This is a genomic window from Flavihumibacter stibioxidans (assembly GCF_014332695.1).
GTDB lineage: Bacteria > Bacteroidota > Bacteroidia > Chitinophagales > Chitinophagaceae > Flavihumibacter > Flavihumibacter stibioxidans.
This window is the reverse complement of record NZ_MBUA01000001.1, coordinates 562,776-585,962: the sequence shown is the minus strand read 5'-3', so window position 1 is coordinate 585,962 and position 23,187 is coordinate 562,776. Positions and strand designations below refer to the sequence as shown.

Sequence of the window (23,187 nt, the reverse complement as noted above, 5' to 3'; positions counted from 1 at the left end):
TTGTGAAATCAGTTAATTTATTATTTACATTCATTCTCCTGGTGGTTCTTACCCGGCAGGCATCAGCAGGAATTGGCATTATTCCAAGGCCCGCCCATGTGGTAGAGGGGCAGGGGAGTTTTATCCTTACCGGCGAAGTTTCAATTATTTCCGGCAATGCAACCAGACCAGAAGCGGCCTACCTCGCCGGGATATTAGGAAAAGGATTCGGTAAAAAAATCTCCGTAAAGAATAAAGGCCTCGGAATTGTCCTGAAACTGAACCAAAAGCTGAACAATGAATTGGGTAATGAAGGATATCGGTTTTCATCCCGGAAGCATGGTATAGTAATTGAAGCTGCCGGCAATTCCGGTATTTTCTATGCTATACAAACCCTAAGGCAATTGCTTCCTGCTGGTTTTGAGTTCAGGGCCCAACCGGGTCAGGAAATTAATATTCCAGTTCTGGAAATATCAGACAGACCCCGCTTTCAATGGAGAGCTTTTATGCTGGATGAGTCAAGACATTTTAAGGGTATGGAAGTAGTCAAAAACCTGCTTGACCAGATGGCCATGGTAAAAATGAATGTATTCCATTGGCATCTCACTGATGACCAGGGCTGGAGAATTGAAATAAAAAAATACCCGGAACTAACGAAGGTGGGTGGGTTCAGAAAAAATACCCAAACCAGCCGCAGGAGTGAAGAGCGCACTGGTGTTCCTCATGGCGGTTTTTATACGCAGGATCAGATAAAGGAAATTGTCAGCTATGCAGCTCAAAGACATATCAAAGTTGTTCCGGAAATTGAAATGCCCGGCCACGCAATGGCCGCCATAGCCGCATATCCCTGGCTGGGAACCCTGGGCACAACCAACGAGGTTGCGGTTACATTCGGAATTATGGAGGATTCCTATAATGTGGCTGATCCTCGGGTTTACCAGTTTTTGAATGATGTTTTGAGTGAAGTGTTTACTTTATTTCCTTCCGGGATCGTTCATATAGGTGGGGATGAAGTGAAATTCGAGGCCTGGAAGAACTCCCAGATGATGCAGGAGATGATGAAAAGGGAAGGCCTTAATACTCCTGCCGATCTGCAGATTTTCTTTACTACAAGGATATCTAATTTTATTGATAAGAATGGTTTCAGGATGATGGGCTGGAATGAAATCCTGGGAGGAAATGTGCACGAATGGCAAAAACAGGAGGATGTAAAAGTTGAACAAACCCTTGCAAAGTCGGCCATCATTCATTTCTGGAAGGGTAGCCTCGACCTGGTGCAAAAAGCAGTTTCGGATGGATACGATGTGGTTAACTCAGTTCATTCCATGACATATCTTGATTATAACTACAAATCAATTCCCCTTTCAAAAGCTTATTCATTTGATCCTGTACCCGAAGGCCTGAAAGAAGAATACATCCCCAGGATATTGGGTACAGGCTGCCAGATGTGGGGTGAATGGATTCCGACAGTGGATAAAATGAACCTGCAGGTCTTTCCCAGATTAGCGGCCTATGCTGAAGTGGGATGGACACCCAAAACGGCAAAAAACTATGAGGACTTTGTAAAAGCCCTGGCTTCACTTAAGGAAAGATGGACGTTAGCCGGCATCAGGTTCTATGAGGGCATTGAGTAAAATTAATTTTCCTGTTTCATCAATACCTGCACGGTATCCGGGGTCTGCTGCTGAATTACTACCTTGTTTTCTCCGATCAGGGTAGACAGCAGACCCGGTTCGTAATGCCTGATGGTAAGCAGTTTCAGCCCCTTTTCAACCGTAACATCAAATATGTCCGAAGCCTCCAATGCCAGTTGCTGGATTTTTTCAGGATGGTCGTCCAGGCAAAAAGTAAAACTGATGGCACCATTTTGAGTGAGGTTTGGTCTTACAGACAATTGTTCAAAGAGATGATATAACTGGCCGACCGGCTTTTCCCCGACAAATGAAAAGTCTTTGGATTTCAGCTGCAGCAGAGCCTGGTTTTCTTTGATGACTATAATGGGAGGCAGGTGGTTAACCGGTTGGTTGTGTATCACGGTACCTGGAAGAGCCGGGTCCAGGAAACATTTTACATAAAGGGGAATTCCCTTGTTCTGTAGTGGCTTGATGGTCTTTGGGTGGATTACCTGCGCTCCGTAATAGGCCATCTCAATCACTTCCGAGTAGTTGAGGTCATTAATGAGGACCGCATCCGGAAACTTTTTGGGGTCGGCATTCATTACGCCGGCCACATCCTTCCAGATGGTCTGGCTCTCTGCATTTAAGAGGTTGGCAAAAACAGCAGCTGTATAGTCACTTCCTTCGCGGCCGAGGGTTGTACTTTCGTTTTCATCGGTGGCGCCAATGAAGCCCTGGGTGATCAGGTGGCGGGTTTTTTGAAATAAGGGCTTTACAAAGCGGTCAACCTGCTGCTGTGAAAATGACCAGTCAATATTGGCGTCCCTGAAGTTATCATCGGTTCTGAGTATGTCTCTCACATCAATCCAGGTATTGCTGATCCCTGTTTCGTTCAGGTAGGCACTGACAATGGCAGTGGATAGAAGTTCACCTGCACAAACGATCTGGTCGTAATAGTAATCAAATCCTCTTACCGGTTTGTCGTGCAGCAACCATTCCACTTCAGTGAAAAAATTTGTCAGGGTCTGCTCACATTCCAGGTAACGGGTAACGAGCAGATATTTGGCCGTTGTAAGGTGCTGTTCTTTTACCTGGTGGAACAGCAACAGGGCTTCTTCTTTTTTTCCTGCGTAAAAGCTTTCGGCAACTTTCTCCAATGCATTGGTCGTTTTGCCCATGGCCGATATCACGATAAGAAGATCATCCTGCTGGTAACTGCCTAGTATATTCGCAACCTGCTTTATTCTGTCAATGCTGTTAACACTGGCACCTCCGAATTTAAACACCTTCATGTGCGGGAAAGATTTGCTGGCAAATATAGGCCGGTATATGTGTTTTCAGCACACATCGTTTGCAATTAGAGATGTTTTGCTATTACATTTGTCCCAACGATAAACGACTGCTATATGAGTTCAATTAACAGACAGGTATTAACCCTGGACGAATTTACCATTCAGCAATTAAGAAATTTTCCCAAGGCAACGGGAGAACTGAGCAGCCTGCTCCGGGATATCGGACTGGCTGCCAAGCGGATCAATGTGGAAGTGAACAAAGCCGGACTGGTGGATATCCTGGGTGACCATGGAAGTGTGAACGTTCAGGGTGAAGAGGTGAAAAAACTGGATGTTTTTGCCAATAACCAGATGATGGGCGTGTTGCGGCACGGAATCAGCTGCGCGGGCATTGGCAGTGAAGAAATGGACGATATTGTAGTCTTTGATGACGAAGTAAGTAACCAGTCGAAATATGTTGTACTCTTTGATCCGTTGGATGGCAGCGGTAATATTGATGTGAATGTATCGATAGGAACCATATTCTCTGTGTACCGTCGCGTCAGTGAACTGGGCAAGCCCTGCAAGAAGGAAGATTTCCTGCAGCCCGGTATCCGGCAAATCGCGGCGGGATATGTTATCTACGGAAGCAGTACCATGCTGGTTTACGCTACCCGCCGGGGCGTAAACGGTTTTACGCTCGATCCGTCCATCGGCGAGTTCTGCCTCAGCCATCCGGATATCAAAACACCGGAGTTCGGAAAAATATATTCCGTGAATCATGGAAACTTTTTCCAGTATGAGGAAGGGGTGCGGAAATACATCAATCTCTGCCAGCAGAAGAATAAAGAAAACGGAGGTCCCTATACCCAGCGTTATATTGGTAGTATGGTCAGCGATGTTCACCGTAATCTGATCAAGGGCGGAATATTCATGTACCCGGGTATGAAAGAAAAACCAAAAGGAAAACTCCGGTTGCTTTATGAGTGCAATCCTTTCGCTTTTATACTGGAAGTAGCAGGAGGGAAAGCCACTGACGGACAGCAGCGTGTTCTGGACATTGAACCCACCGATTTGCACGAGCGCTCCCCTTTTTTCGTGGGCAGCAGAGGCATGATGGAAGAACTGGAGGCCTGCATGAAGAGTTAACTGGTACAATCCTTGCAGTGTGAGGTCAAAAATATCCCTATGCAGCTATTGAAGGTATTGGTTACCGGATTATTTGGTCTGATCTTATTTACCGCGTGTAAAACCAGCCCGGCATCCACGGTTAAAAGAACCGGAACAACCAGTTCCGCATCCTCTTCGCTGGCTTCAATGGAAACCAGTATTCTGGCCGAAGTAAACCGTCACCGGAAATCTAAGGGATTACCTGCATTACAGTCCAACAGCTATATAGAAACGGAAGCATCATTGCACAGCCAGCGGATGGCAAGCCGGCAGGTGGCCTTTGGTCATGGTGGTTATGAAACAAGGGTATCTCGCCTCAGCAAACGCCTGGGCGGTATCAGCGCATCTGCCGAAAATGTTGCTTATGGCTCCATGAATGCCCGGGAAGTAGTGCAGGGATGGCTGAAAAGTCCACCACATAGAAAAAATATTGAAGGTCGATTCAACCTTACCGGTATCGGGGTATCGCGGAACAGTAAAGGGGTAATTTTTTTCACCCAACTTTTCATGCTTAAATGAATCTGTGCAGTCATTCCACTGATTTATTAAATTGTGTCCTTAATGGAACCTGATATCATTATTAGTGTAAAGGACCTGCATAAAAGATATGGCCAGTTCGAAGCGGTAAAAGGCATCAGTTTTGATGTTTACCGGGGAGAGGTCTTTGGCCTGCTGGGCCCTAACGGGGCCGGAAAATCCACCACCCTGGAAATTATCGAAACCCTGCGTGACAAAACCGGCGGGAAGGTGGTGGTAGACGGATTTGATCTTGATAAGGACCCCGGTTCCATCAAAAAAATTATTGGCGTTCAATTGCAGGCCTCGGGCTATTATCCGGGCCTGAACCTTTCCGAACTCATTGAGCTTTTTGCGGGACTCTACAACAAAAAAGTGGATCCTTTAGAATTGTTAGGCCGGGTAAACCTGGTGGATAAGCGAAAGGCAAAATTCAAGGAACTTAGTGGCGGGCAGAAACAGCGGTTTTCAATAGCCACCACGCTGATCAACGATCCAAAAATCATTTTCCTGGATGAACCTACTACCGGGCTTGATCCCCAGGCCCGGCGCAATCTGTGGCAACTGATCACATCGATCCGCGATAAGGGCACAACCATCATCCTTACCACACATTACATGGATGAAGCGGAAGTCCTATGCGATCGGGTAGCCATCATCGATAGTGGAAAGATCATTGAAATGGCAAGTCCGGACGGGTTGATAGACAAACTTGTTGCCGGCGGGTTTGAACGCAGGAAAGAAGTAAAAAAAGCAAACCTGGAAGATGTATTCATTCATCTCACGGGTCATGGACTACGGGAGGAAGATTAAACCAATACAATGATGATTGAGCATGTTGCCATCTGGGTCAGGGACCTCGAAAAAATGAAGGATTATTACGTTAATTTTTTTGGTGCGGTTTCCAACCAGAAATACATCAATCCTGTCACTTCATTTGAGAGCTATTTCCTTTCTTTTGAAACAGGTTCAAGGCTTGAAATCATGACCAAACCGGGAATACCGGCCAATGCCAACGATACGGTAGTGATGCAGCACGAGGGATTGATTCACCTGGCTTTCGGGATTGGGGATAGAGAAGCCGTGGATAAAAAGGCCGTGGAATTAAAGGCTGAGGGTTACCCGATCCTACGCGGCCCCCGTACCACCGGAGATGGTTATTATGAATTTGAAACCCTGGACCCTGAGAACAACCGTATTGAAGTAACTGAAATTAAACCCAACCATTAATAATATGACAGATGCACGTTATCCTATCGGAAAATATGAACCCCAGCCTTATTCAGATAAGTTACGGCAGGATTGGCTGAACGATATCAGGTATCTTCCGCAGTTGCTGGAGAATGCTATACTAAATCTTGATGAGGCCCAGCTACTGACACCATACCGCGACGGGGGATGGACCATCAAGCAGGTTGTTCATCATGTAGCCGACAGCCATATGAATGCCCTGATCCGTTTTAAACTGGCACTAACGGAGGAAAATCCGACCATCAAACCATACGATGAAGCCGCCTGGGCTGAATTAAATGATGTACATGAACTGCCGGTAAATATTTCCATCACCCTGCTGCATGCTATGCACGCTCGCTGGTATAGTTGCATCAAAAACCTGGCCGAGCAGGAACTCTTAACCCGTTCTGTTTTCCATCCTGAACACAAAAAGCAGATCATTCTCTGGGACCTGCTTGGAATGTATGCCTGGCACGGCAAGCACCATACAGCACATGTAACAGGAATAAGAGAGAAAATGGGATGGAAGTAAAAACATCATTCACTCATTCACCCATTGACCCATTCACCATGCATTGGACCACCCTCTCAACTGAATATATAAGCAACCACATCTACTTCACTGCGCGGCGCGATCGTTGCCAGCGGGAAGACGGGACCATTGTGGATCCCTATTTTGTGGTGGAAATGCCCACTTCTGCCACAGCACTTGCCGTTACAGCCGACAATAAAGTGCTGATGGTTCGGCAGTACCGCCATCCCATCAATGATGTGATCATGGAGCTGCCCGGAGGCTTTGTAGATCCGGGCGAAGATTTCCCCACCGCCATGAAACGCGAATTGCTGGAAGAAACCGGGTATTCCTTTGAAAAAGTAGAGTGGGTGGGCAGGGTGGCTGCCAATCCCGGTGTTCTCAATAATTTCACTGAATTGTTCCTGGCTACAGGTGGCATCAAAACTCAGGATCAGGAGCTGGACCACAATGAGGAAATAGAAGTGGTGGAAATAACCATGGATGAGCTGCAGCAAATGATCATGAAGCAGGAAATGGTGCAGGCGCTTCACCTGAGCTGCGTTTTCTTTGCCCTTCAGAAACTGGGAAAATTATCCTTTACCGGCCAGTTGCCTTAATGGTTGACTTCTCCCACAAGGAAAACACTGCCGCAAACCAGCACCAGGTCCTTTTTTCCGGCCGCGGATTTTGCCGCCTGCAAGGCTGCATTAACATCGGCATAAACGGAGCCGTGCAATCCTTTTTCCGCAGCGACGGACTGCAGGTCTGCAGCAGGCAAAGCACGCGGGATATGCGCCTGGGTAAAATAATAGGTTGCCTGGCGGGGTAAGAGCGACAGCACTTTACTGATATCCTTGTCCCTCACCATGCCCAGCACGAGGTGCAGGTGAGTATGGCTGGTTAATTCCAGTTGTTGCAATATTGCCCTGATGCCGTCTTCATTATGACCCACATCGAGTATTGTATCGGGATTTCTGCTGATTAGTTCCCACCGCCCGTGAAGAGAGGTCAGTTTGCGGGCGGATGCCAAACCCTGGTGGATAGCCGCCTCATCAATATGCCACCCGGCCCGTTGCAGGAGGCGGATGGTTTGCATAACTGTCCGTACATTTTTGACCTGGTATGCTCCCGGGAGATCGAGCTCATAATGCTGGGCATCCTCACGCCCATTCTCCTTCACGGTAATGTTTAACCGATGATCTTCGTATGTCCAGTTGACTACCTGCTGTAATTGTTCCGCATAATACAAAGTTGCCTGTTTTTCTTCCGCAGTTTTTTCAAAGACCGGCCTGGTTTCGGGTAAGGTTTCACCGATTACAACCGGAATACCCGGTTTAATGATTCCTGCTTTTTCAATGGCGATTTTATCAAGGCTATCACCCAGCAGATTCATATGGTCCCAGCCGATATTGGTGATCACTGAAATCTCCGGAGTAATGATATTGGTACTATCGAGCCTGCCGCCGAGGCCCACTTCGATTACAGCAACATCCACTTCAGCATCCGCAAACCACTGAAATGCCATGGCTACGGTGATCTCGAAAAATGATGGGTCCAACTTGTCGATCATGGGAATGATGCGACGCGTGAAATCGATCACTTCCTGTTCCGGGATCATCTCTCCGTTGATGCGGATCCTTTCCCTGAAATCTTTCAGGTGCGGCGAAGTATACAATCCGGTTTTATAGCCGGCCTTCTGCAGGATGGCTGCCAGCATGTGACTGGTGGAACCCTTCCCGTTGGTGCCCGCAATATGGATGGTTTTAAACTTAGTGTGTGGGTTGCCGTTGGATTCCTCAAGCAGCCTGATATTGTGCAGGTCTTTTTTGAATGCGGAGGTGCCCTGTTTGCTGAACATGGGAAGCCTTGTAAAGAGGTAGTCGATGGTTTGGGCGTAGGTCATCAGTACAAAGCTATAGAATAGCAGGTATTAGCAGGCCAGTGTTAACATCATAAACCACGGAACAGCTGTCTTGCAAGCTATCAAAGTACCTAGTTTTTTAACCTGAAATTGAAGACAATGGTACCGATCTGCTCTTCGCTGCCACCATTGAACTTGAGTTGCATGGCTTTGCGGATCGCAATGGCTTTGAGGTTGCTGTTGCCTGTAGTAGACCCCCTGGGTTGGTAAACAGCAGCAATGACTTTGCCTGCAGCATCTACGCGGATGTCCACGGCAACTTTTGCGTTTTCATTAAAGTCATCCTCAAATGATGGGAAGCTCGTGATTTTTCTGCCGGACAGTCCACGGGAAATGGAAACCCCCGATTTACCACTGCCACCGTTACCTTCATAGTTGGTAGAGTTGGGATCGCCGCCGGGTTTGCCCTGGTCACCGGTACCACCTGCAATACCCTGGTTGCCGCCTTTTTTATAGGTATCGGCTTCATTACCACCTTTCCCTGTTCCTGTAACACCTTTGAACACTGCTTTCGGTTTGGGTGGGGCCGGTATCGGATTTGAAACGGGCGCGGCAGGTTTGGAAGCGGGCTTAACAGCCGATTCCTTTTCCGGGATTTTCGTAGCATTCGGTTTAACCTTTACAGGTGCTTTTACGGCCGGAGCATCTTCCTCACTGTCATCAGTTTCCACATCGCGGGTTTCCTCTGCAGCTGTTGATGTGGCGCGAGGTGGAGTATATTGGGGTTGTTCTGCCGGTGCGGGACTTTCCGGCGACATGGGCTGGTCATCACCGAAACCCTCATCGCTGTTGCCAAGGTTTACTTCAATTCCGTCTTCAATGGGCGGTGGCGGAACAACAGGTACGGTCCACCTGATAAAAAAAAGTATTGCGAGCAATAATGCCATCACGCCGGCGGTATAACCTCCGGCTTTTATATTTTTTTGTGCTTCAAATTCAGCGGTCATAGTGATCGGGTTAGCCATCGTAAATGTACAATTCTTTGCCTGTAACCTACAAATTACAGGCTACGCTTCGATTTAGGCTGACATGATTTGTTAAATCTGCCAGTCCTCACCCGTCGGGTGGCACCCGACGGGTGAAGATTCCCATATCAGTGTAAGTGTTTGATTTTCAGTTGTTAAAATTTTATTGAAGGTGTGAAAAAGTACCTTAAAACTCAGTTTCACCCGTCGGGTGCCACCCGACGGGTGATATTGGCAATAATGAGTCCGCCGACCACCAGCATGCCGCTGACCAGGTGCAGTAGGGTGATCTTTTCCATTAAAAGCCAGAGGGCTTCGAGGCTGCTGAATATGGGTATGAGATTGCCGAATAACGCGGTTCGCGCTGCGCCAAGCCTTACAATAGCCGCATTCCAGCAGAGAAAAGCAATAACGGAAGTTCCCAGTCCCAGGTAAAGTATGACTCCTGCAAGTGGCCAGGTCCATTCGATGGCGGGGGAATCGGCTTGTTCAGCAAGGGTAAAGGGCAAGAGCATCAGTGTGCCGGTTGAAAAAATGATAAAAAGAAAGTTTTGGGCGCTGATACCGGAAGGTTTTTTTCTCACCAGGATGTTATAAATGGCAAAAGCCAGGGCTCCGGCAAGTATCCAGGCGTCACCCCTGCCAAATTGAAATGTGATCAGTTTATGAAAGCTGCCGGCAGATAAAAGATACAATATACCGGTGATGCATAGGGTAAGCCCTGCAATCCTTAAGCCTGTAATTTTTTCTTTCAGGAAAATCCTTGCCAGCAATATGGCCAGTATGGGCGATGATGTTGTTCCAATAAGAGCCAGGTTGATGGCTGGGGAATAATGTCCGGCTATGTAAACAAAAGTGTTGAACAATGCCACCCCGGTAAGGGCTGTCCACAAAAAATATACGGGATTTTTTATCACCACGGGCCACTCTGCTCGCAGCTGTTTCCATGCCAGGGGTAACATCAGCACGGAGGCAGTAAGCCAGCGAAAAAATGCGAGGCTCACGGGGGGTATATCGTGGATCACGCCCCGGGCAATAATGAAATTGCCACTCCAGATGAGGGTGGCAATCACCGCCAATGCTGCACCCATATAAAGTTGGCTGCGATATGCAGGCAGGGTGCTGGCAGAATGGGTTTCAGACATGCTGGCGGAATGGTTTATTCAGTTTCTCCTTTCAATTGTGCGCAAAATCCATTTCATAATTGCCTTTAATCCTTTCCATCGGTGGATTATAATAGCCGAATTTCAGGTGGGGGAATTCTTCCCGGATCAATTCCATCAATTGTTTTACGCCCATGCATTCCCCGGTATCGGTGACACCGATCTTACCCAGGTACCAGTCGGGATCGATATTGAAATTGCGCCATTGGATCATGCAGAGATCAGTATCAATGATGAGTTTGCGCAGGGCTTCATATTCGGCAATGCTGTCGGTCATTCCGGGAAAGACAAAATAGTTGATGGAAGTCCAGCCGCCATAACTGCGAACGACCTTCAGGCTTTCGATAATGTCGGCGAAATCGTAATTGTTGGGCCGGTAATAAGGCATATATACTTCACGACGGGCACTGTTGGTAGAAACGCGAATGCTGTTCAAGCCTGCTTCGCACAAGGCTTTTACAGCATCTGGCTTTGAGCCGTTGGTATTTACATTGATGCTTCCCCTGCTGGTATGTTTGCGGATCTCGATGATGGCGTCACGCATGGTTTCCCAAACCAACAGAGGTTCGCCTTCGCATCCCTGGCCAAAACTAACAATAGGATAGGGGGCAGACTCCAGGTGCGGAACCGTATATTCTACTATTTCTTCTGCGGTAGGCCTGAAAGTCAGGCGGTCCTGAGTGGACACAATTGGTTCTTCATCGGGTTGCAGGGAGATGCATCCCACGCAATTGGCATTGCAGGCCGGTGATGCCGGGATGGGGCATTCCCATCTTCCCATGAAATAGTTGCGGGCAGCTGGGCAATGGTAGGTATTACAGCAATTCTCCGCCAGGTGTTTTACCAGTCTGTTATGCGGATAGGCGGCCAGCATCTTGTCAACGCCATTCTCTATTTTTTTGTCGTTAAAGCCGCCACATTCCTGACGGATGTCTGCTTCAATGCGTACAGCAGCCACCATGAATTTGCCATCCACCCAACCGGCTGCCGTGTAGCAAAACAAGGGAAGGGTTGGCGCATCTGGCATGGTCTCATATGCGGCAATGAACAATCCTGTATGGGCGGGGGGAATGAAGGCGGCCACGGCCCAACCTTTTTGACATAGGCGCATTTCCCCGGTTTTTACATCAATTCCAATACCCCTGCGGCCCGGCAGTTCGTACAGATTCCCACCATTGGGCAATTCTATCCAGTCCTCATCGGACACGGGGTATACGTCCCAGCCGCTGCGGCCGGTTGCGTACAGCGTATCATCTTCGAAAATATTTCCTTTACCGTCAGAATAGAGCAAATAGGGAGAATGCTTTAACATCGGGCAAAGGTAGGATAGTTTGAGGTTTGAAATTGGCCGATAAAGGATAAAACCGGACGCCGGTTAGCTACCTACCAGTGGGCGTGCGGAATGATTTACCCTGCTGAGTTCCAGTTTTTCGCGGCAATAATCATTGAATTCGTTCTCATCGCAATCGCTTTCTTCATCAATGGTTTCGCGCTGGAAGATCTTGTTGTTTGAAAAGTCGAGGGTCAGCAGGTTGTCGCGCAGAATGATATTGGAGAAGTCTTTCCACCTGTAAATTTTGCGGGGGAAGCTGTTGAAGACAATAGAATGGGAGGAAAAGCCGATTTCAAGGTTCTTTTTGGCCTGCCTTTCGATCAGTCCCATGATAACGAAAAAAATGCTGAGCCACTGGTATTGCGGCATGGTGGCCCATACCAGGGCAGTGAAGTATAGTGCGTAATTGTAATATACATCCTTGCCGTGTTTTCGGCTCAGGTAAAAGTTCAGAGCCACAAGGCCGATGATCAGACCTACACCCAGGATCTGCACCCATCGCTTTTCCGCAGACTGCAGGTACTCGGCCAGGAAGAGGATTACGGAAGTGCCGATCAGCAGCAAACTAAACCGATCTATCAGTTTGCGGTTTGAATTCCGAAGGGTTACAACATATTCGTAGACCATAGCGGAGATATAAATGGTTAGAGAGACGAAATGTTTTGAATATAGAAAATTACGATATTATAAATTACTAGCAGTTAAAATATTGCACATTTTAAATAGCACCCTTGCACCAACGTTTGCATCCCAGGAATTGTCACCCACCCCCACTTCATTGAGGTCGAAACCGATAATGGTGCGGCCGCTGGCTAACACCTTTTTAAACAGGAAATAAACCTGTTCTGTTTCAAAGCCGCCATGGACCGGTGTCCCGGTATTGGGGCAGAGTTTGGGGTCAAGACCATCAATATCAAAACTGATATAAACTTTTTGTGGCAGTGCGGCCACGATATCATCCACAATATTGCGCCAGGTATCACCTTCGTATTGCCTTTCGCGGATTTGCGAATCAAAAAATGTCTGAACCCGACCCTTACTGGCATGGATATACTCGACTTCTTCATCGCAATAATCGCGTATGCCCACCTGTACCAGTTTTTCAACCGCCGGAATTTCCTCCAACACATTGTACATGATGCTGGCATGGGAATAGTTGAAATCTTCGTAGGCTTTCCTCAGGTCACAATGCGCGTCAATCTGCAGAATGCCGAAAGATTCGTGCTTTTCTGATAACGCCCTGATAAAACCGAAAGGAGTACTGTGGTCGCCACCCAGGAGGCCAACCAGCCTGCCTTTTTCCAGCAGTTCTTTGGTTTGCCCATGCACCCAGTTATTCATGAATACACTGCCTTCGTTGATTTCACGGAGAGACCTGCACATGAAGTTGTTCTTCTCAATGGCTTCACCGTTAGAGATGTAATCAATATATAATTCTGCTTCCTTGCGCAGGTAATCGCTTTTTAACAAAATTTTTTTATCTACCTCCCGCATGTAGAATCCGTTGCGCCAGAGATCGTGGTAATCCGCGTCGTACAGGTCAACCTGGAGGCTGGCTTTACTGATATTGTCTGCGGCTCTGGCCGTACCGGCACTATAACTGACCGTAACCTCCCAGGGAACGGGGACTATGACCAGGCGGGCATCTGCTTCGGTAGTTGGGAGTCCGAAAATATTGTTGTTGGGGTTACCAAGACTATTGGCATCGAACTGGGAGAGGTCCATGATTGTATATTATAGCGGCCGCAAAGTTAGTCAGCCTTGTACAGATGCAAAATTAAATCTAAAGCTTGTATTAACTAAACAATTGAAAGGGTAATGCCAAATTGGACTAACTTTGCGCGGTAGACTTGCAAGTATGAAAAAAACACATATTATCATCCTGATTTTCATTGCAATAGCAATCGCTGTGCTGATTAGTTTTATGGGTGACCTGACCACCTATGACACTGTAGCCTCCGCCCGCGAGAAAGAGGGAAAGTTTGTGCACCTGATTGCCAGGCTCGATAAAACGAAACCGGTGGAGTACGATGCCATCAAGAACCCAAATTACATGAGGTTCATTGCAATCGATACACTGGGCCATTCCACAGAAGTGATCTACCACAATTCCAAGCCTACCGACTTTGAAAAAAGTGAACGCCTGGTGCTGAAAGGAAGCATGAAGGACGGCAGGTTTGAAGCCGACGAAATGCTGATGAAATGTCCATCCAAGTACAAGGATGATGTAGAAGCCAACAAGAAAAATCTGAGTTCAAATTAATTAGGTCCACCCATGAATTATATTGGTGAAAATCTGTTGCCCGGGCAACTGGGGCACTTCTTTGTAGTACTTGCTTTTGTATCTTCCCTGGTAGCCACCATTGCCTATTTCAAGGCAACCAATGCGGTTGACCCAGCAGATGAGAAACGCTGGAAAAAGCTTGCCCGCATTGCGTTTGGTATTGATTTTCTTTCTGTTTTCACCATATTTGGAATCCTTTACTACATTATTTCCTCGCATAGTTTTGAATATTTTTATGCATGGAACCACAGCAATCTTTCCCTTAATACCCAGTATCTATTGAGTTGTATCTGGGAAGGGCAGGAAGGCAGTTTCCTGTTATGGACCCTCTGGCATGCTGTACTGGGTGGTCTCCTGATTTTCAGGGGAACCAAATGGGAATCGCCTGTATTAACGGTTATTTCTTTTATGCAGGTGTGCCTGGCCACTATGATCATGGGCATCTATATTGGTGATATCCATTTGGGCAGCAATCCTTTCCTGCTGGTTCGCGAAAAATTTGCAGATGCGCCGGTATTTTCCAGGGCCGATTACCTGAGTCTGCCCCAGATGCAGGATGGACAAGGCCTCAACCAGTTACTGCAGAATTACTGGATGGTCATTCACCCACCGGTACTCTTCCTGGGATTTGCATCCACCATTGTGCCCTTCGCATTTGCGATTGCAGGCCTCTGGAAGAAAGATTTTTCGGGATGGACACGCCAGGCCCTTCCCTGGAGCCTGTTTTCTGCCGGTATCCTCGGACTGGGAATTATGATGGGTGCCGCCTGGGCCTATGAATCACTCACTTTTGGCGGATACTGGGCCTGGGACCCCGTAGAAAATGCCTCGCTGGTACCCTGGCTGGTACTCGTGGCAGGTATCCATACGCAGGTGATCTTTAATGCCACCGGTCACTCCCTCAGGGCCACCAATGTGTTTTTTATCCTGAGCTTTATTTTCGTATTATACTCCACATTCCTGACCCGCAGCGGGGTACTGGGCGACAGTTCAGTGCATGCGTTTACAGATGAAGGAATGAATATTCAATTGCTGCTTTTCCTGGTGATATTTCTGGTGCCATCCTTTGTACTCTATTTTATGCGTTACAAAGACATTCCACATATCAACAAGGAGGAGGAGACTTCCTCCCGCGAGTTCTGGATGTTTATCGGCTCGCTGGTACTGTTCCTCAGTGCGGCGGTAATAACCTGGCAAACATCCTTTAACCCGATTTATAACAAGATTACGGGTGGTACCACAGCGGCACCTGAGGATGTTGAATTTTCATACAACAAGATCCAGATTTTTGTAGCCATCGTTTTGGCCCTGCTGACAGCCATTACACAATATCTCAAGTACAAGAAGACCACCCGGGAATCCTGGCTGAAAAAGATTCTGGTGCCAACCCTGGTAACGGCCGGTATCACCATCGCCTTTTTTATTTTCAGCGGGCTGGACTACGATAAAAAGGGAATAGGCTTCCAGGCGGCGATTTACCTGGCATTTTTTGCCAGCGTGTATTCTGTTGTGGCCAATGCCGCTTATATCTGGGCTGGATTAAACGGAAAGCTTAAATCCGCCGGCGGTTCGATTTCCCATGTAGGATTTGGTCTGAGCCTGGTGGGTATCCTGATTTCTTCTTCAAATAAACAGGTGTTGTCCTATAACACCACCGGCATCAACCTTAAGTTTGACGAGCGGTCAAAGGAGAAATCACTGGAAAACCTGACCCTCATTAAAGGTGTTCCAACAGATATGGGAAAATACTGGGCAACATTCGTGAACAGCGACAGTACCAATAAAGCTGGGAATATCAGTTATTACAGGGTTGAAATGATGAAGAAAGACAGTTCCGAAACCTTTACCCTTTATCCCAACCTGATCAGGAACACAAAGGGAATGGAAGGCTTCTCCAATAACCCCGATGCCCGTCATTACTGGAACAGAGATATATTCAGTTATATTACATACGCAGACGATATGGACAAGCGTGAAGACACAGCGCAGTTCAAAAATTATACTGTAAGGGTCAACGATACCATTTACTATTCCAACGGGTTCATGGTTCTGAATAATGTGGTGCCTAATCCATCCAATAACAAATACCATTTCAAGGCCACTGATACAGCCCTGATGGCCGATATCACAGTGTTTTCAAAAGAGGGAACCCGTTTTACCGCGCAGCCTGTTTTTTATGTTCAGGGTAATGAGGCCAGGTATATGCTCGATACTGTGTACGCCCAAAACATTGCGCTTGCATTCAGCAAGGTGATGGAGAACCAGCAGATCGAACTGCAGGTGAAGGAAAGCAACCGGATGGTTCCATTTGTTGCGTTAAAAGTGTATGAATTTCCGCATATCAATATTCTATGGCTGGGTATTATCGTCATGACCATTGGGTTTGGTTTGAGTGTGGTGTACCGCAGCCGGCAGGGTCGATTAAAGGCAGTGAATAAAATTTAGCAATCTACTAACAGCTATTTGGGTGACTGTTTTGTCTTATGAGGCATTAATAGTAAAAGGCGAAAACAGATGTTGAGGCATTCCGGTTTGGCAGTTAAATATTGGATATTACTGGTAGTGCTGGCAATTGCCGGCAATGCTTCCGGGCAAATGCCTGCCCCTGTGCCTGCGCCAGGCTCGCATCAGCCGGTTCCAAAACCGGGTCCCATGCCATTCAATCCTCGCTGGGGACCGAACGACACCATCATTGTTCCGATATATGTAATGGAAGGAGATACACTGCCTTCGGGTTGGCTTCAGTATGTTTTTGTAACGGCACCCATGTCGCGAGAAGCCCGTAAACGGTATAACAAATGGACAAGGCTGAGAAACGCCGTGTATGTGACGTATCCCTATGCCCGTAAAGCAGGTTTGATCATCAATGATATCAATTTCAAGATGGAGTCCATGAATCCGGGACAGCGGAAAAAATACCTTTTAAGCCGTGAAAAGGAGCTGAAAAATGAATTTACCGGACCCCTCACCAAACTCTCAGTTTACCAGGGCAGGGTATTGATGAAACTGATCAACCGTCAGACAGGGAATAACTGCTATGAGCTGGTTAAAGAATACCGCGGTGGACTCTCTGCCCGTTTCTGGCAAACTGTTGCCTTTTTCTTTGGCAGCAGCCTCAGGCAACCCTATGACGCGGCTGTGGAAGATCGTGAAATTGAATTGATCGTGCAGGAAGTGGAACGGATGTACCGGTAAAATTTCCTGCTGAATCCGCTGGTATTGAAACCAGCGGATCGCAGGATTAAACAAATCTGGTTATTTCCCGCCTTTCAGCTCTGCCTGCAGGGCTTTCAGTTCATCCCACTTTCCTGCAGCAGCCAGTTTAGCCTGCTGTGGCCAGGTGGTTGGATTATGAACCTTGAATTTGCTGCCGGCTGCTTCCAGGATGGCAGTCAGTTTTTTGGCAGTTGTCTTTGAAAGATCCTTAAAGGTGACGATGTTTTCAGCCACCAGCAATTCTGCGATTTTTTTACCTACACCTTCAATTTTCGTGAGGTCATCTTTTGCCGGAGTTGATTCCTTCGTCTTTGCGGCTGGTTTGGGTTTGGCAGCTTTTTCAGTCTTTGCGGCTTTTTTTGCAGGAGCAGCTGCATCTGCTTTTATTGAAGCCGGTTCCTCTGCATCAGGAACACTGATTACACAGTTGTCCACATGATAGGTATGGTCGAAAATATAATAATCGGCATTGGCATCATTTACCCACCTGCCATCATTAAGGAAATAACGGTATTGGTAGGTTTTTCCTGGCTCCAGTGTTACTGTGGCCTTAAGTGATCCATCCTTCTGAACTTTTAATCCGATACCATCATTGATATCCCAGTTGTTGAAATCTCCCAACAGAAGAGCTTCTGTTGCGTCTCCTACAATTTCAGGTGCGAGGGTAAAAGTTACTTTTTTCGACATGTTCTTGGTTTTAGTTGCAAAATGGAGCAGAAATCTGGTTTGGTCTCCTGCTTTTGTGTTATATTATTATTTCCTCTCATTAATACCGTGCCGGAAAAAAAGTAACCCGGGTCATAATGTTCAATTTTCCACAGATGTGGAAAAGACCTGACGGCCAATGGAAATATTCCGCTTGCCCGGCAAGGCCTTTATTCCTTATTTTCAGGAAATACTTTTTTATGCGCCCTGCAGCCCTGCTGATCTTTTTTTTCACAATAGTCTTTTCCCCATCCTGTAAACAAGCCTCCACCACGGGTGCCGGATATTCAGGCTGGGCAGCTTATGCTGGAACCAAGGACGGCAGCCGGTATTCTTCCAATGAGCAGATAAACACCGAAAATGTGCCCTCCCTGCAATTGGCCTGGACATACAGCAGCAAGGATCGTGATACGGGAAACCGCAGCCAGAACCAATGCAACCCGATTGTGGTGGATGGTATTTTATATGGCACCAGTCCGCGCCTGAAGTTGTTTGCACTCAATGCCGCAACCGGCGAGCAGAAGTGGATATTTGATCCTGCGACAGAAGACAGTGTTTCCTCAGGCGATCCATACGCATATTTCAAGGTGAACAGGGGAGTGATGTACTGGCAGGACAAAAGCGGCAGAGATAAAAGGATATTTTACAGTGCGGGAGCCAGGACCTTCGCCATTAATGCCGATGACGGCAAGCCCATTCGATCCTTCGGCAATAACGGATTCATTGATCTGTCTGAACAGCTTGACCGTGAGGCGACAACCAATCCCTTTGTCGTGGCCACCACGCCTGGAATAATCTACCAGGACATTATGATCATGGGTTCCAGGGTGGCGGAATCGGCAGACGGGGCACCCGGACATATCCGTGCCTATGATGTTCGCACCGGCGCGCGGAAATGGATCTTTCATACCATTCCCCATCCCGGTGAAGCTGGATATGATGACTGGCCGGATAAGGACGCATGGAAAAAACTGGGTGGCGCCAACAACTGGGCGGGCATGTCACTTGACGAAAAGCGCGGTATTCTCTTTGTGCCTACAGGTTCCATTTCAGGTGATTTTTATGGAGGTTTTCGCAAGGGTAGCAATCTTTTCGGGAACTCGCTTATTGCACTGGAAGCAGCCACGGGCAAGTATCTCTGGCATTTTCAGACAGTTCATCATGATCTTTGGGACCGTGACCTTCCCGCCAATCCGAACCTGGTAACGCTTCATATGGATGGTAAAACCATTGATGCGGTAGCCCAGATCACCAAGCATGGGTATATATTCATTTTTGACCGGGTTAGCGGGAAACCTGTTTTCCCGGTGGAGGAAAAACCGGTTCCCATCAATGGACTTCCTGGTGAAGAGGCATGGCCCACACAACCTATTCCAACATTGCCTGAGCCTTTTGCCCGCCAGCAGTTCACCGAAGCAGACGTTTCTGACCTTACACCAGGAGTACACCAGGATATGCTGGAGAAATTCCGGAAAGTAAAACATGGTGTTATGTTCCATCCTCCTTCAAAAGAAGGCTCCTGGATATTTCCGGGCTTTGATGGTGGGGGTGAGTGGGGAGGAGCGGCAGTTGACCAGGAAACGGGAATCATGTATGTACACAGTACTGAACTACCCTGGTCGCTCACCATGATTGACATACCCGAAAAAAAGACCGGTAATGGTTCCACAAAAGAGGCGGGCCAAACGGTGTATAACAAATACTGCCTGTCCTGCCATGGTGCAGATATGAAGGGGAATGGAAGTTCCTATCCTTCCTTGCTGGAAACAGGAAAAAAATATAACGAAACAACACTGCGTAGAATCATAGAGAATGGAAAGAATATGATGCCTGGTTTCAGGCAATTAACTGATGATGAAAAAAAATCATTGTCGGCCTTTCTGCTAAATTCTGCTGCAGGAGAAACAGGGCCGGTAATAACAGCAGCTGAAGCCAGGGAGCCTGCTACAGCAGCAGGGTCTGTCGTCACCAAAAGCATACTGGATGAGGTTCCCTATACAATGACTGGGTATAACCGGTTTCTGGATAAAAACGGATATCCCGGAATCAAGCCACCCTGGGGTACTTTGAATGCCGTTGATCTGAACAGTGGAAAACTCCTTTGGAAGGTTCCGGTAGGAGAGTACAGAGAACTGACTGAAAGAGGTATCCCTCCAACGGGCACGGAAGGTTATGGCGGACCGCTGGTAACCAGGGGTGGACTCGTATTCATCGCGGCTTCCAAGGATGCAAAATTCAGGGCTTTTGACAAAAAGACAGGGAAGGTCTTATGGGAAACGGAACTGCCGGTTCCGGGTTATGCAACACCCGCTACTTATGAGGTGGATGGGGTCCAGTATGTGGTCATTGCCTGTGGTGGCGGAAAGATCGGAAGCAAATCAGGCGACCAATGGCTGGCCTTTGCCTTGCCAAAGCATTGAGGATTTCTTCGGCAATGTGCTGCAGTCAAAATGATATTATTAATTGTCAGATCGGATTTTATAATCCATATTAAGTATTTTTAGTTCCCTAATAAAACAAGCAACAATGAACCGAAAATTACGCATGGGCATGATCGGTGGAGGTAGTGACGCCTTTATTGGCGCCATACACCGCCTGGCTGCCAACATGGATGGAAAAATTGAACTGGTATGCGGTGCGCTCAGCATCAACAAGGAAATTGCCATTTCCAGCGGCCGTTCATTATTCCTGGCCGAAGACAGGATCTATACCACTTATGAGGAAATGCTGGAGAAGGAAGCCGCATTGCCTGCAGATAAAAGGATGGATTTTGTAACGATAGTAACTCCCAACTTCGCGCATTTTGCCCCTGCGATGATGGCACTGGAAAAAGGCTTTCACGTAGTTATTGAAAAGCCCATCACACTTTCACTGGACGAGGCGCTGGCACTGGATAAAAAAGTTAAGGAAACCGGCCTGGTACTTTGTCTTACGCATACCTATACGGGTTATCCAATGGTGAAGGAAGCGAAAAACCTCATCAACAAAGGAACCATTGGAAAGGTCAGGAAAGTTTACGTGGAATATCGCCAGGGTTGGCTGAGCAAATTGTCTGAGCGTGAAGGCAATGCCGGTGCGGCCTGGCGAACAGATGCCAAAAAATCAGGCAAGAGCGGTGTAATGGGTGATATTGGTACACATGCGTTCAATCTTACAGAGTATATCACCGGGCTTCAGGTGAGTGAGCTTTGTGCCAACCTGAATATTGTGGTTGAAAACCGCGCGCTTGATGACGACGGGGCTGTACTGCTGAAATTCAATAATGGAGCCAGTGGTGTGCTGATGGCCACCCAGGTTGCTGCAGGGGAGGAGAACAATCTCGCCATCCGCATTTATGGTGAGCTGGGTGGACTGGAATGGCACCAGCAGGAACCAAACTCGCTGCTCCTGAAATGGTACGACAAACCGATGGAAACCCTTCGTGCAGGATCAGGTTACCTGAGTGATATTGCCAAACACAATTGCAGGACCCCGGGTGGACATCCGGAAGGATACCTGGAGGCATTTGCCAACCTGTACAAGAATTTCTCCCTTACCCTGGCTGCTCGTATAGACGGTACCAGCGTAAACAAAGATGTGGTGGAATTCCCTTCCGTTGCAGAAGGTATCCGTGGAATGGCTTTCATTGAAAATGTGGTGAGAAGCAATGAGAGCAGCGATAAGTGGGTGGCTTATTCCATCTGATTTAATAAAAATAGTATTGCCTTTTTATGCGCCTCCGGGAAATGGCATAAAAAGGCAATACTATTTTTACCCGCGCATTTTTGTGATGATGCCCGTGGTGGAAAATCCTTCAACTATAGGATTGATAATCACCTGCCCGCCATTTGCCAGTACCTCTTTGTGCCCTACGACCTGCTCCACCACATAGTCACCTCCTTTTACCAGGACATCAGGCATGATGGCTGTTATCACTTCAAAGGGTGTATCTTCTTCAAAGATTATCACGGCATCCACCAGCACCATGGATGCCAGCAGCAAGGCCCTGGAATCCTGGTCGTTTATGGGGCGTTCCGGACCTTTGTTCAGTCGTTTGACCGACGCATCTGAATTGACACCAACAATGAGGATATCACCTTCCTGCGCCGCCTGCGAAAGTGAATAAATATGACCCCGATGCAGGATGTCAAACACTCCATTGGTGAAGACGATTTTTTTACTGAGGAATTTCCAGGTCTCTACTGTTTTTTTCAATTCAGTGAGGCGGAAGATTTTTTTGGGGGCGATGGCAGCATTTCTCATATGCAGAAGGTTGACTGAAAATTTTATGAATCGGTTGACACAGCACCATTGGCCGGCTTGTTTTTTTTGCGGTTGATAACCGGCAATAACATCAGGGCAGCGCCACCAGCAATCAGCACCAGAACAAACTGCGCCAGCCAGAGTATCCAGCCGAAAGCCTTGCCAATATTCACCCCAAGTCCGTACAGGCTCATGGTTTCCTGCACCAGGATGGGGTAGGCGCCGATACCACCCTGGGTAACGATCATGCCTACACTGCCAAGAGAAAGTACCGAAAAGGCAGGCAGCCAGCCATATTGACTGGTGGGGTCCATTGCATAAAAACCGATACGGATGCTGGCCAGGTACAAAAACCAGATGAGGGCGGTATGAAAAAAGAACCAGCCCTTTTTCTTCAGGTATCTTACACTGATGATCCCTTCCCAGATCCCTTTCCCGATTTTTTTTATCTTCTGAATGAAATCAAGGTGGGCAAAGCGTTTGAGGGCAAACCAGGATCCGGTTCCGATGACCAGCAGGATGGCCAGTACCATCAGGAGCCTGGTATAATTTATTTGTCCTGTTCCGCCGGTAAGCAACTGGTTGACCATATCACCTGCGAATTGTCCGATCACATCAATCTGCGACAAAATAGTAATGGCGAAAACGATAAGCAGGCAGATCATATCAAAAGCCCTTTCAGCAACGATGGTGCCGATCAGTTTATCTGCCGGTACTTTTTCATAACGGGCAAGTATAGTGCATTTTAAAACTTCACCAAGCCTGGGAACGGCAAGGTTAGCCAGGTAACCAATGAGAACAGCAAAATAGGTATTGAGTTTACCGGGTTTATAACCCATTGGTTCCATCAGTATTTTCCAGCGAATGGCGCGACTATAATGACTAAGCAGCAACGCCAAGGCCACAGGAACCAGCAACCAGTAGTTGGTATCCCGCATGGCTGATTTCATTTCTTCCCAATCGCGCTGTTCGATTTTGCCGATACTCCACCAAACCAAAAAGATCCCCAGCCCGAGGAAGAAAACATATTGTAACAGGCTGCTGATCTTTTTATTCATA

General features: G+C 47.4%; 22 protein-coding genes. 12 read left to right on the top strand and 10 right to left on the bottom strand.

Translation table 11 applies throughout. The annotated features are described in order from the left end of the window. Positions 1 to 2 precede the first annotated feature (2 nt). Positions 3 to 1,613 (top strand): family 20 glycosylhydrolase, encoded by a 1,611-nt coding sequence (locus BC349_RS02480; protein ID WP_187255164.1) that lies wholly within the window; start codon positions 3 to 5, stop codon positions 1,611 to 1,613. Between the two features lie 2 nt (positions 1,614 to 1,615). On the opposite strand, the gene BC349_RS02475 is transcribed toward BC349_RS02480, so the two are convergent. After that, positions 1,616 to 2,887, bottom strand: coding sequence for an aspartate kinase (locus tag BC349_RS02475; protein WP_187255163.1), 1,272 nt, complete (start codon positions 2,885 to 2,887; stop codon positions 1,616 to 1,618). Between the two features lie 114 nt (positions 2,888 to 3,001). Between BC349_RS02475 and fbp the strand changes: the two genes are divergently transcribed. The 6 genes from fbp to BC349_RS02445 are packed head-to-tail and all read left to right on the top strand — an operon-like array spanning position 3,002 to position 6,916. Then, positions 3,002 to 4,015 carry a class 1 fructose-bisphosphatase gene (gene fbp, locus BC349_RS02470; protein ID WP_187255162.1) on the top strand — a complete coding sequence of 338 codons (1,014 nt, stop codon included), beginning with the start codon at positions 3,002 to 3,004 and terminating at the stop codon, positions 4,013 to 4,015. Positions 4,016 to 4,054: 39 nt separating this feature from the next. Then, on the top strand, positions 4,055 to 4,555 hold the full coding sequence (locus tag BC349_RS02465) for a CAP domain-containing protein (RefSeq protein ID WP_187255161.1): 501 nt from the start codon (positions 4,055 to 4,057) through the stop codon (positions 4,553 to 4,555). 42 nt (positions 4,556 to 4,597) lie between these two features. Then, positions 4,598 to 5,365 (top strand): ABC transporter ATP-binding protein, encoded by a 768-nt coding sequence (locus BC349_RS02460; protein WP_187255160.1) that lies wholly within the window; start codon positions 4,598 to 4,600, stop codon positions 5,363 to 5,365. A gap of 9 nt (positions 5,366 to 5,374) precedes the next feature. Then, on the top strand, positions 5,375 to 5,782 hold the full coding sequence (locus BC349_RS02455) for a VOC family protein (RefSeq protein WP_187255159.1): 408 nt from the start codon (positions 5,375 to 5,377) through the stop codon (positions 5,780 to 5,782). A gap of 4 nt (positions 5,783 to 5,786) precedes the next feature. Then, the gene (locus BC349_RS02450; protein ID WP_187255158.1) at positions 5,787 to 6,317 is read left to right on the top strand and encodes a YfiT family bacillithiol transferase; all 531 of its coding nucleotides are present in this window, start codon (positions 5,787 to 5,789) and stop codon (positions 6,315 to 6,317) included. Further along, positions 6,308 to 6,916, top strand: a complete 609-nt coding sequence (locus BC349_RS02445) for an NUDIX hydrolase (RefSeq protein ID WP_246456750.1) — start codon at positions 6,308 to 6,310, stop codon at positions 6,914 to 6,916. Before BC349_RS02450 ends, BC349_RS02445 begins: the two co-directional genes overlap by 10 nt. Here BC349_RS02445 and BC349_RS02440 read toward each other — a convergent pair. The 6 genes from BC349_RS02440 to BC349_RS02415 all read right to left on the bottom strand — a co-directional run bounded on the left by BC349_RS02440 (position 6,913) and on the right by BC349_RS02415 (position 13,406). Beyond that, positions 6,913 to 8,202, bottom strand: a complete 1,290-nt coding sequence (locus tag BC349_RS02440; protein ID WP_187255157.1) for a bifunctional folylpolyglutamate synthase/dihydrofolate synthase — start codon at positions 8,200 to 8,202, stop codon at positions 6,913 to 6,915. The two genes, BC349_RS02445 and BC349_RS02440, sit on opposite strands and share 4 nt — an antisense overlap. Positions 8,203 to 8,291: 89 nt before the next feature. Continuing rightward, complete coding sequence (locus BC349_RS02435) at positions 8,292 to 9,167, bottom strand: hypothetical protein (protein WP_187255156.1); 876 nt, start codon at positions 9,165 to 9,167, stop codon at positions 8,292 to 8,294. A gap of 218 nt (positions 9,168 to 9,385) precedes the next feature. Then, positions 9,386 to 10,330 (bottom strand): DMT family transporter, encoded by a 945-nt coding sequence (locus BC349_RS02430; protein ID WP_187255155.1) that lies wholly within the window; start codon positions 10,328 to 10,330, stop codon positions 9,386 to 9,388. Positions 10,331 to 10,361: 31 nt separating this feature from the next. Further along, positions 10,362 to 11,660, bottom strand: a complete 1,299-nt coding sequence (locus BC349_RS02425) for a radical SAM family protein (RefSeq protein WP_187255154.1) — start codon at positions 11,658 to 11,660, stop codon at positions 10,362 to 10,364. A gap of 63 nt (positions 11,661 to 11,723) precedes the next feature. Next, entirely contained in the window at positions 11,724 to 12,308 is a 585-nt protein-coding gene (locus BC349_RS02420) for a hypothetical protein (RefSeq protein WP_187255153.1), read from the bottom strand. Positions 12,309 to 12,365: 57 nt separating this feature from the next. Next, complete coding sequence (locus tag BC349_RS02415; protein ID WP_187255152.1) at positions 12,366 to 13,406, bottom strand: agmatinase family protein; 1,041 nt, start codon at positions 13,404 to 13,406, stop codon at positions 12,366 to 12,368. Positions 13,407 to 13,539: 133 nt separating this feature from the next. On the opposite strand from BC349_RS02415, the gene BC349_RS02410 reads away from it, so the two are divergent. The 3 genes from BC349_RS02410 to BC349_RS02400 all read left to right on the top strand — a co-directional run bounded on the left by BC349_RS02410 (position 13,540) and on the right by BC349_RS02400 (position 17,160). Next, positions 13,540 to 13,944 carry a cytochrome c maturation protein CcmE domain-containing protein gene (locus tag BC349_RS02410; protein ID WP_187255151.1) on the top strand — a complete coding sequence of 135 codons (405 nt, stop codon included), beginning with the start codon at positions 13,540 to 13,542 and terminating at the stop codon, positions 13,942 to 13,944. Positions 13,945 to 13,956: 12 nt separating this feature from the next. Next, complete coding sequence (gene ccsA, locus BC349_RS02405) at positions 13,957 to 16,410, top strand: cytochrome c biogenesis protein CcsA (protein ID WP_187255150.1); 2,454 nt, start codon at positions 13,957 to 13,959, stop codon at positions 16,408 to 16,410. A gap of 207 nt (positions 16,411 to 16,617) precedes the next feature. Beyond that, positions 16,618 to 17,160 (top strand): DUF4294 domain-containing protein, encoded by a 543-nt coding sequence (locus BC349_RS02400; protein ID WP_246456748.1) that lies wholly within the window; start codon positions 16,618 to 16,620, stop codon positions 17,158 to 17,160. Between the two features lie 60 nt (positions 17,161 to 17,220). Here BC349_RS02400 and BC349_RS02395 read toward each other — a convergent pair whose 3' ends face one another. Continuing rightward, on the bottom strand, positions 17,221 to 17,868 hold the full coding sequence (locus BC349_RS02395) for a glycoside hydrolase family 13 (protein ID WP_187255149.1): 648 nt from the start codon (positions 17,866 to 17,868) through the stop codon (positions 17,221 to 17,223). Positions 17,869 to 18,002: 134 nt separating this feature from the next. Between BC349_RS02395 and BC349_RS02390 the strand changes: the two genes are divergently transcribed. Beyond that, a complete protein-coding gene (locus BC349_RS02390; protein ID WP_187255148.1) occupies positions 18,003 to 20,306 on the top strand; it encodes an outer membrane protein assembly factor BamB family protein in 2,304 nt (767 codons plus the stop codon). Between the two features lie 106 nt (positions 20,307 to 20,412). Then, entirely contained in the window at positions 20,413 to 21,570 is a 1,158-nt protein-coding gene (locus BC349_RS02385; protein ID WP_187255147.1) for a Gfo/Idh/MocA family protein, read from the top strand. A gap of 66 nt (positions 21,571 to 21,636) precedes the next feature. On the opposite strand, the gene rfaE2 is transcribed toward BC349_RS02385, so the two are convergent. Both rfaE2 and BC349_RS02375 read right to left on the bottom strand, forming a co-directional pair. Then, complete coding sequence (gene rfaE2, locus BC349_RS02380) at positions 21,637 to 22,128, bottom strand: D-glycero-beta-D-manno-heptose 1-phosphate adenylyltransferase (RefSeq protein WP_187255146.1); 492 nt, start codon at positions 22,126 to 22,128, stop codon at positions 21,637 to 21,639. A 23-nt stretch (positions 22,129 to 22,151) separates the two neighbouring features. After that, complete coding sequence (locus BC349_RS02375; RefSeq protein ID WP_187255145.1) at positions 22,152 to 23,186, bottom strand: lysylphosphatidylglycerol synthase transmembrane domain-containing protein; 1,035 nt, start codon at positions 23,184 to 23,186, stop codon at positions 22,152 to 22,154. Position 23,187 lies beyond the last annotated feature (1 nt).

Bases quoted from the DNA above. Each gene is read 5' to 3' on its own strand.
- BC349_RS02415 (WP_187255152.1), bottom strand. From the start codon at position 13,406: ATGGACCTCTCCCAGTTCGATGCCAATAGTCTTGGTAACCCCAACAAC.
- BC349_RS02410 (WP_187255151.1), top strand. From the start codon at position 13,540: ATGAAAAAAACACATATTATCATCCTGATTTTCATTGCAATAGCAATC.
- BC349_RS02395 (WP_187255149.1), bottom strand. From the start codon at position 17,868: ATGTCGAAAAAAGTAACTTTTACCCTCGCACCTGAAATTGTAGGAGAC.
- ccsA (WP_187255150.1), top strand. From the start codon at position 13,957: ATGAATTATATTGGTGAAAATCTGTTGCCCGGGCAACTGGGGCACTTC.
- rfaE2 (WP_187255146.1), bottom strand. From the start codon at position 22,128: ATGAGAAATGCTGCCATCGCCCCCAAAAAAATCTTCCGCCTCACTGAA.
- BC349_RS02390 (WP_187255148.1), top strand. From the start codon at position 18,003: ATGTGGAAAAGACCTGACGGCCAATGGAAATATTCCGCTTGCCCGGCA.
- BC349_RS02375 (WP_187255145.1), bottom strand. From the start codon at position 23,186: ATGAATAAAAAGATCAGCAGCCTGTTACAATATGTTTTCTTCCTCGGG.
- BC349_RS02460 (WP_187255160.1), top strand. From the start codon at position 4,598: ATGGAACCTGATATCATTATTAGTGTAAAGGACCTGCATAAAAGATAT.
- fbp (WP_187255162.1), top strand. From the start codon at position 3,002: ATGAGTTCAATTAACAGACAGGTATTAACCCTGGACGAATTTACCATT.
- BC349_RS02475 (WP_187255163.1), bottom strand. From the start codon at position 2,887: ATGAAGGTGTTTAAATTCGGAGGTGCCAGTGTTAACAGCATTGACAGA.
- BC349_RS02435 (WP_187255156.1), bottom strand. From the start codon at position 9,167: ATGACCGCTGAATTTGAAGCACAAAAAAATATAAAAGCCGGAGGTTAT.
- BC349_RS02400 (WP_246456748.1), top strand. From the start codon at position 16,618: ATGCCATTCAATCCTCGCTGGGGACCGAACGACACCATCATTGTTCCG.
- BC349_RS02445 (WP_246456750.1), top strand. From the start codon at position 6,308: ATGGAAGTAAAAACATCATTCACTCATTCACCCATTGACCCATTCACC.
- BC349_RS02455 (WP_187255159.1), top strand. From the start codon at position 5,375: ATGATGATTGAGCATGTTGCCATCTGGGTCAGGGACCTCGAAAAAATG.
- BC349_RS02450 (WP_187255158.1), top strand. From the start codon at position 5,787: ATGACAGATGCACGTTATCCTATCGGAAAATATGAACCCCAGCCTTAT.
- BC349_RS02465 (WP_187255161.1), top strand. From the start codon at position 4,055: ATGCAGCTATTGAAGGTATTGGTTACCGGATTATTTGGTCTGATCTTA.
- BC349_RS02420 (WP_187255153.1), bottom strand. From the start codon at position 12,308: ATGGTCTACGAATATGTTGTAACCCTTCGGAATTCAAACCGCAAACTG.
- BC349_RS02430 (WP_187255155.1), bottom strand. From the start codon at position 10,330: ATGTCTGAAACCCATTCTGCCAGCACCCTGCCTGCATATCGCAGCCAA.
- BC349_RS02385 (WP_187255147.1), top strand. From the start codon at position 20,413: ATGAACCGAAAATTACGCATGGGCATGATCGGTGGAGGTAGTGACGCC.
- BC349_RS02425 (WP_187255154.1), bottom strand. From the start codon at position 11,660: ATGTTAAAGCATTCTCCCTATTTGCTCTATTCTGACGGTAAAGGAAAT.
- BC349_RS02440 (WP_187255157.1), bottom strand. From the start codon at position 8,202: ATGACCTACGCCCAAACCATCGACTACCTCTTTACAAGGCTTCCCATG.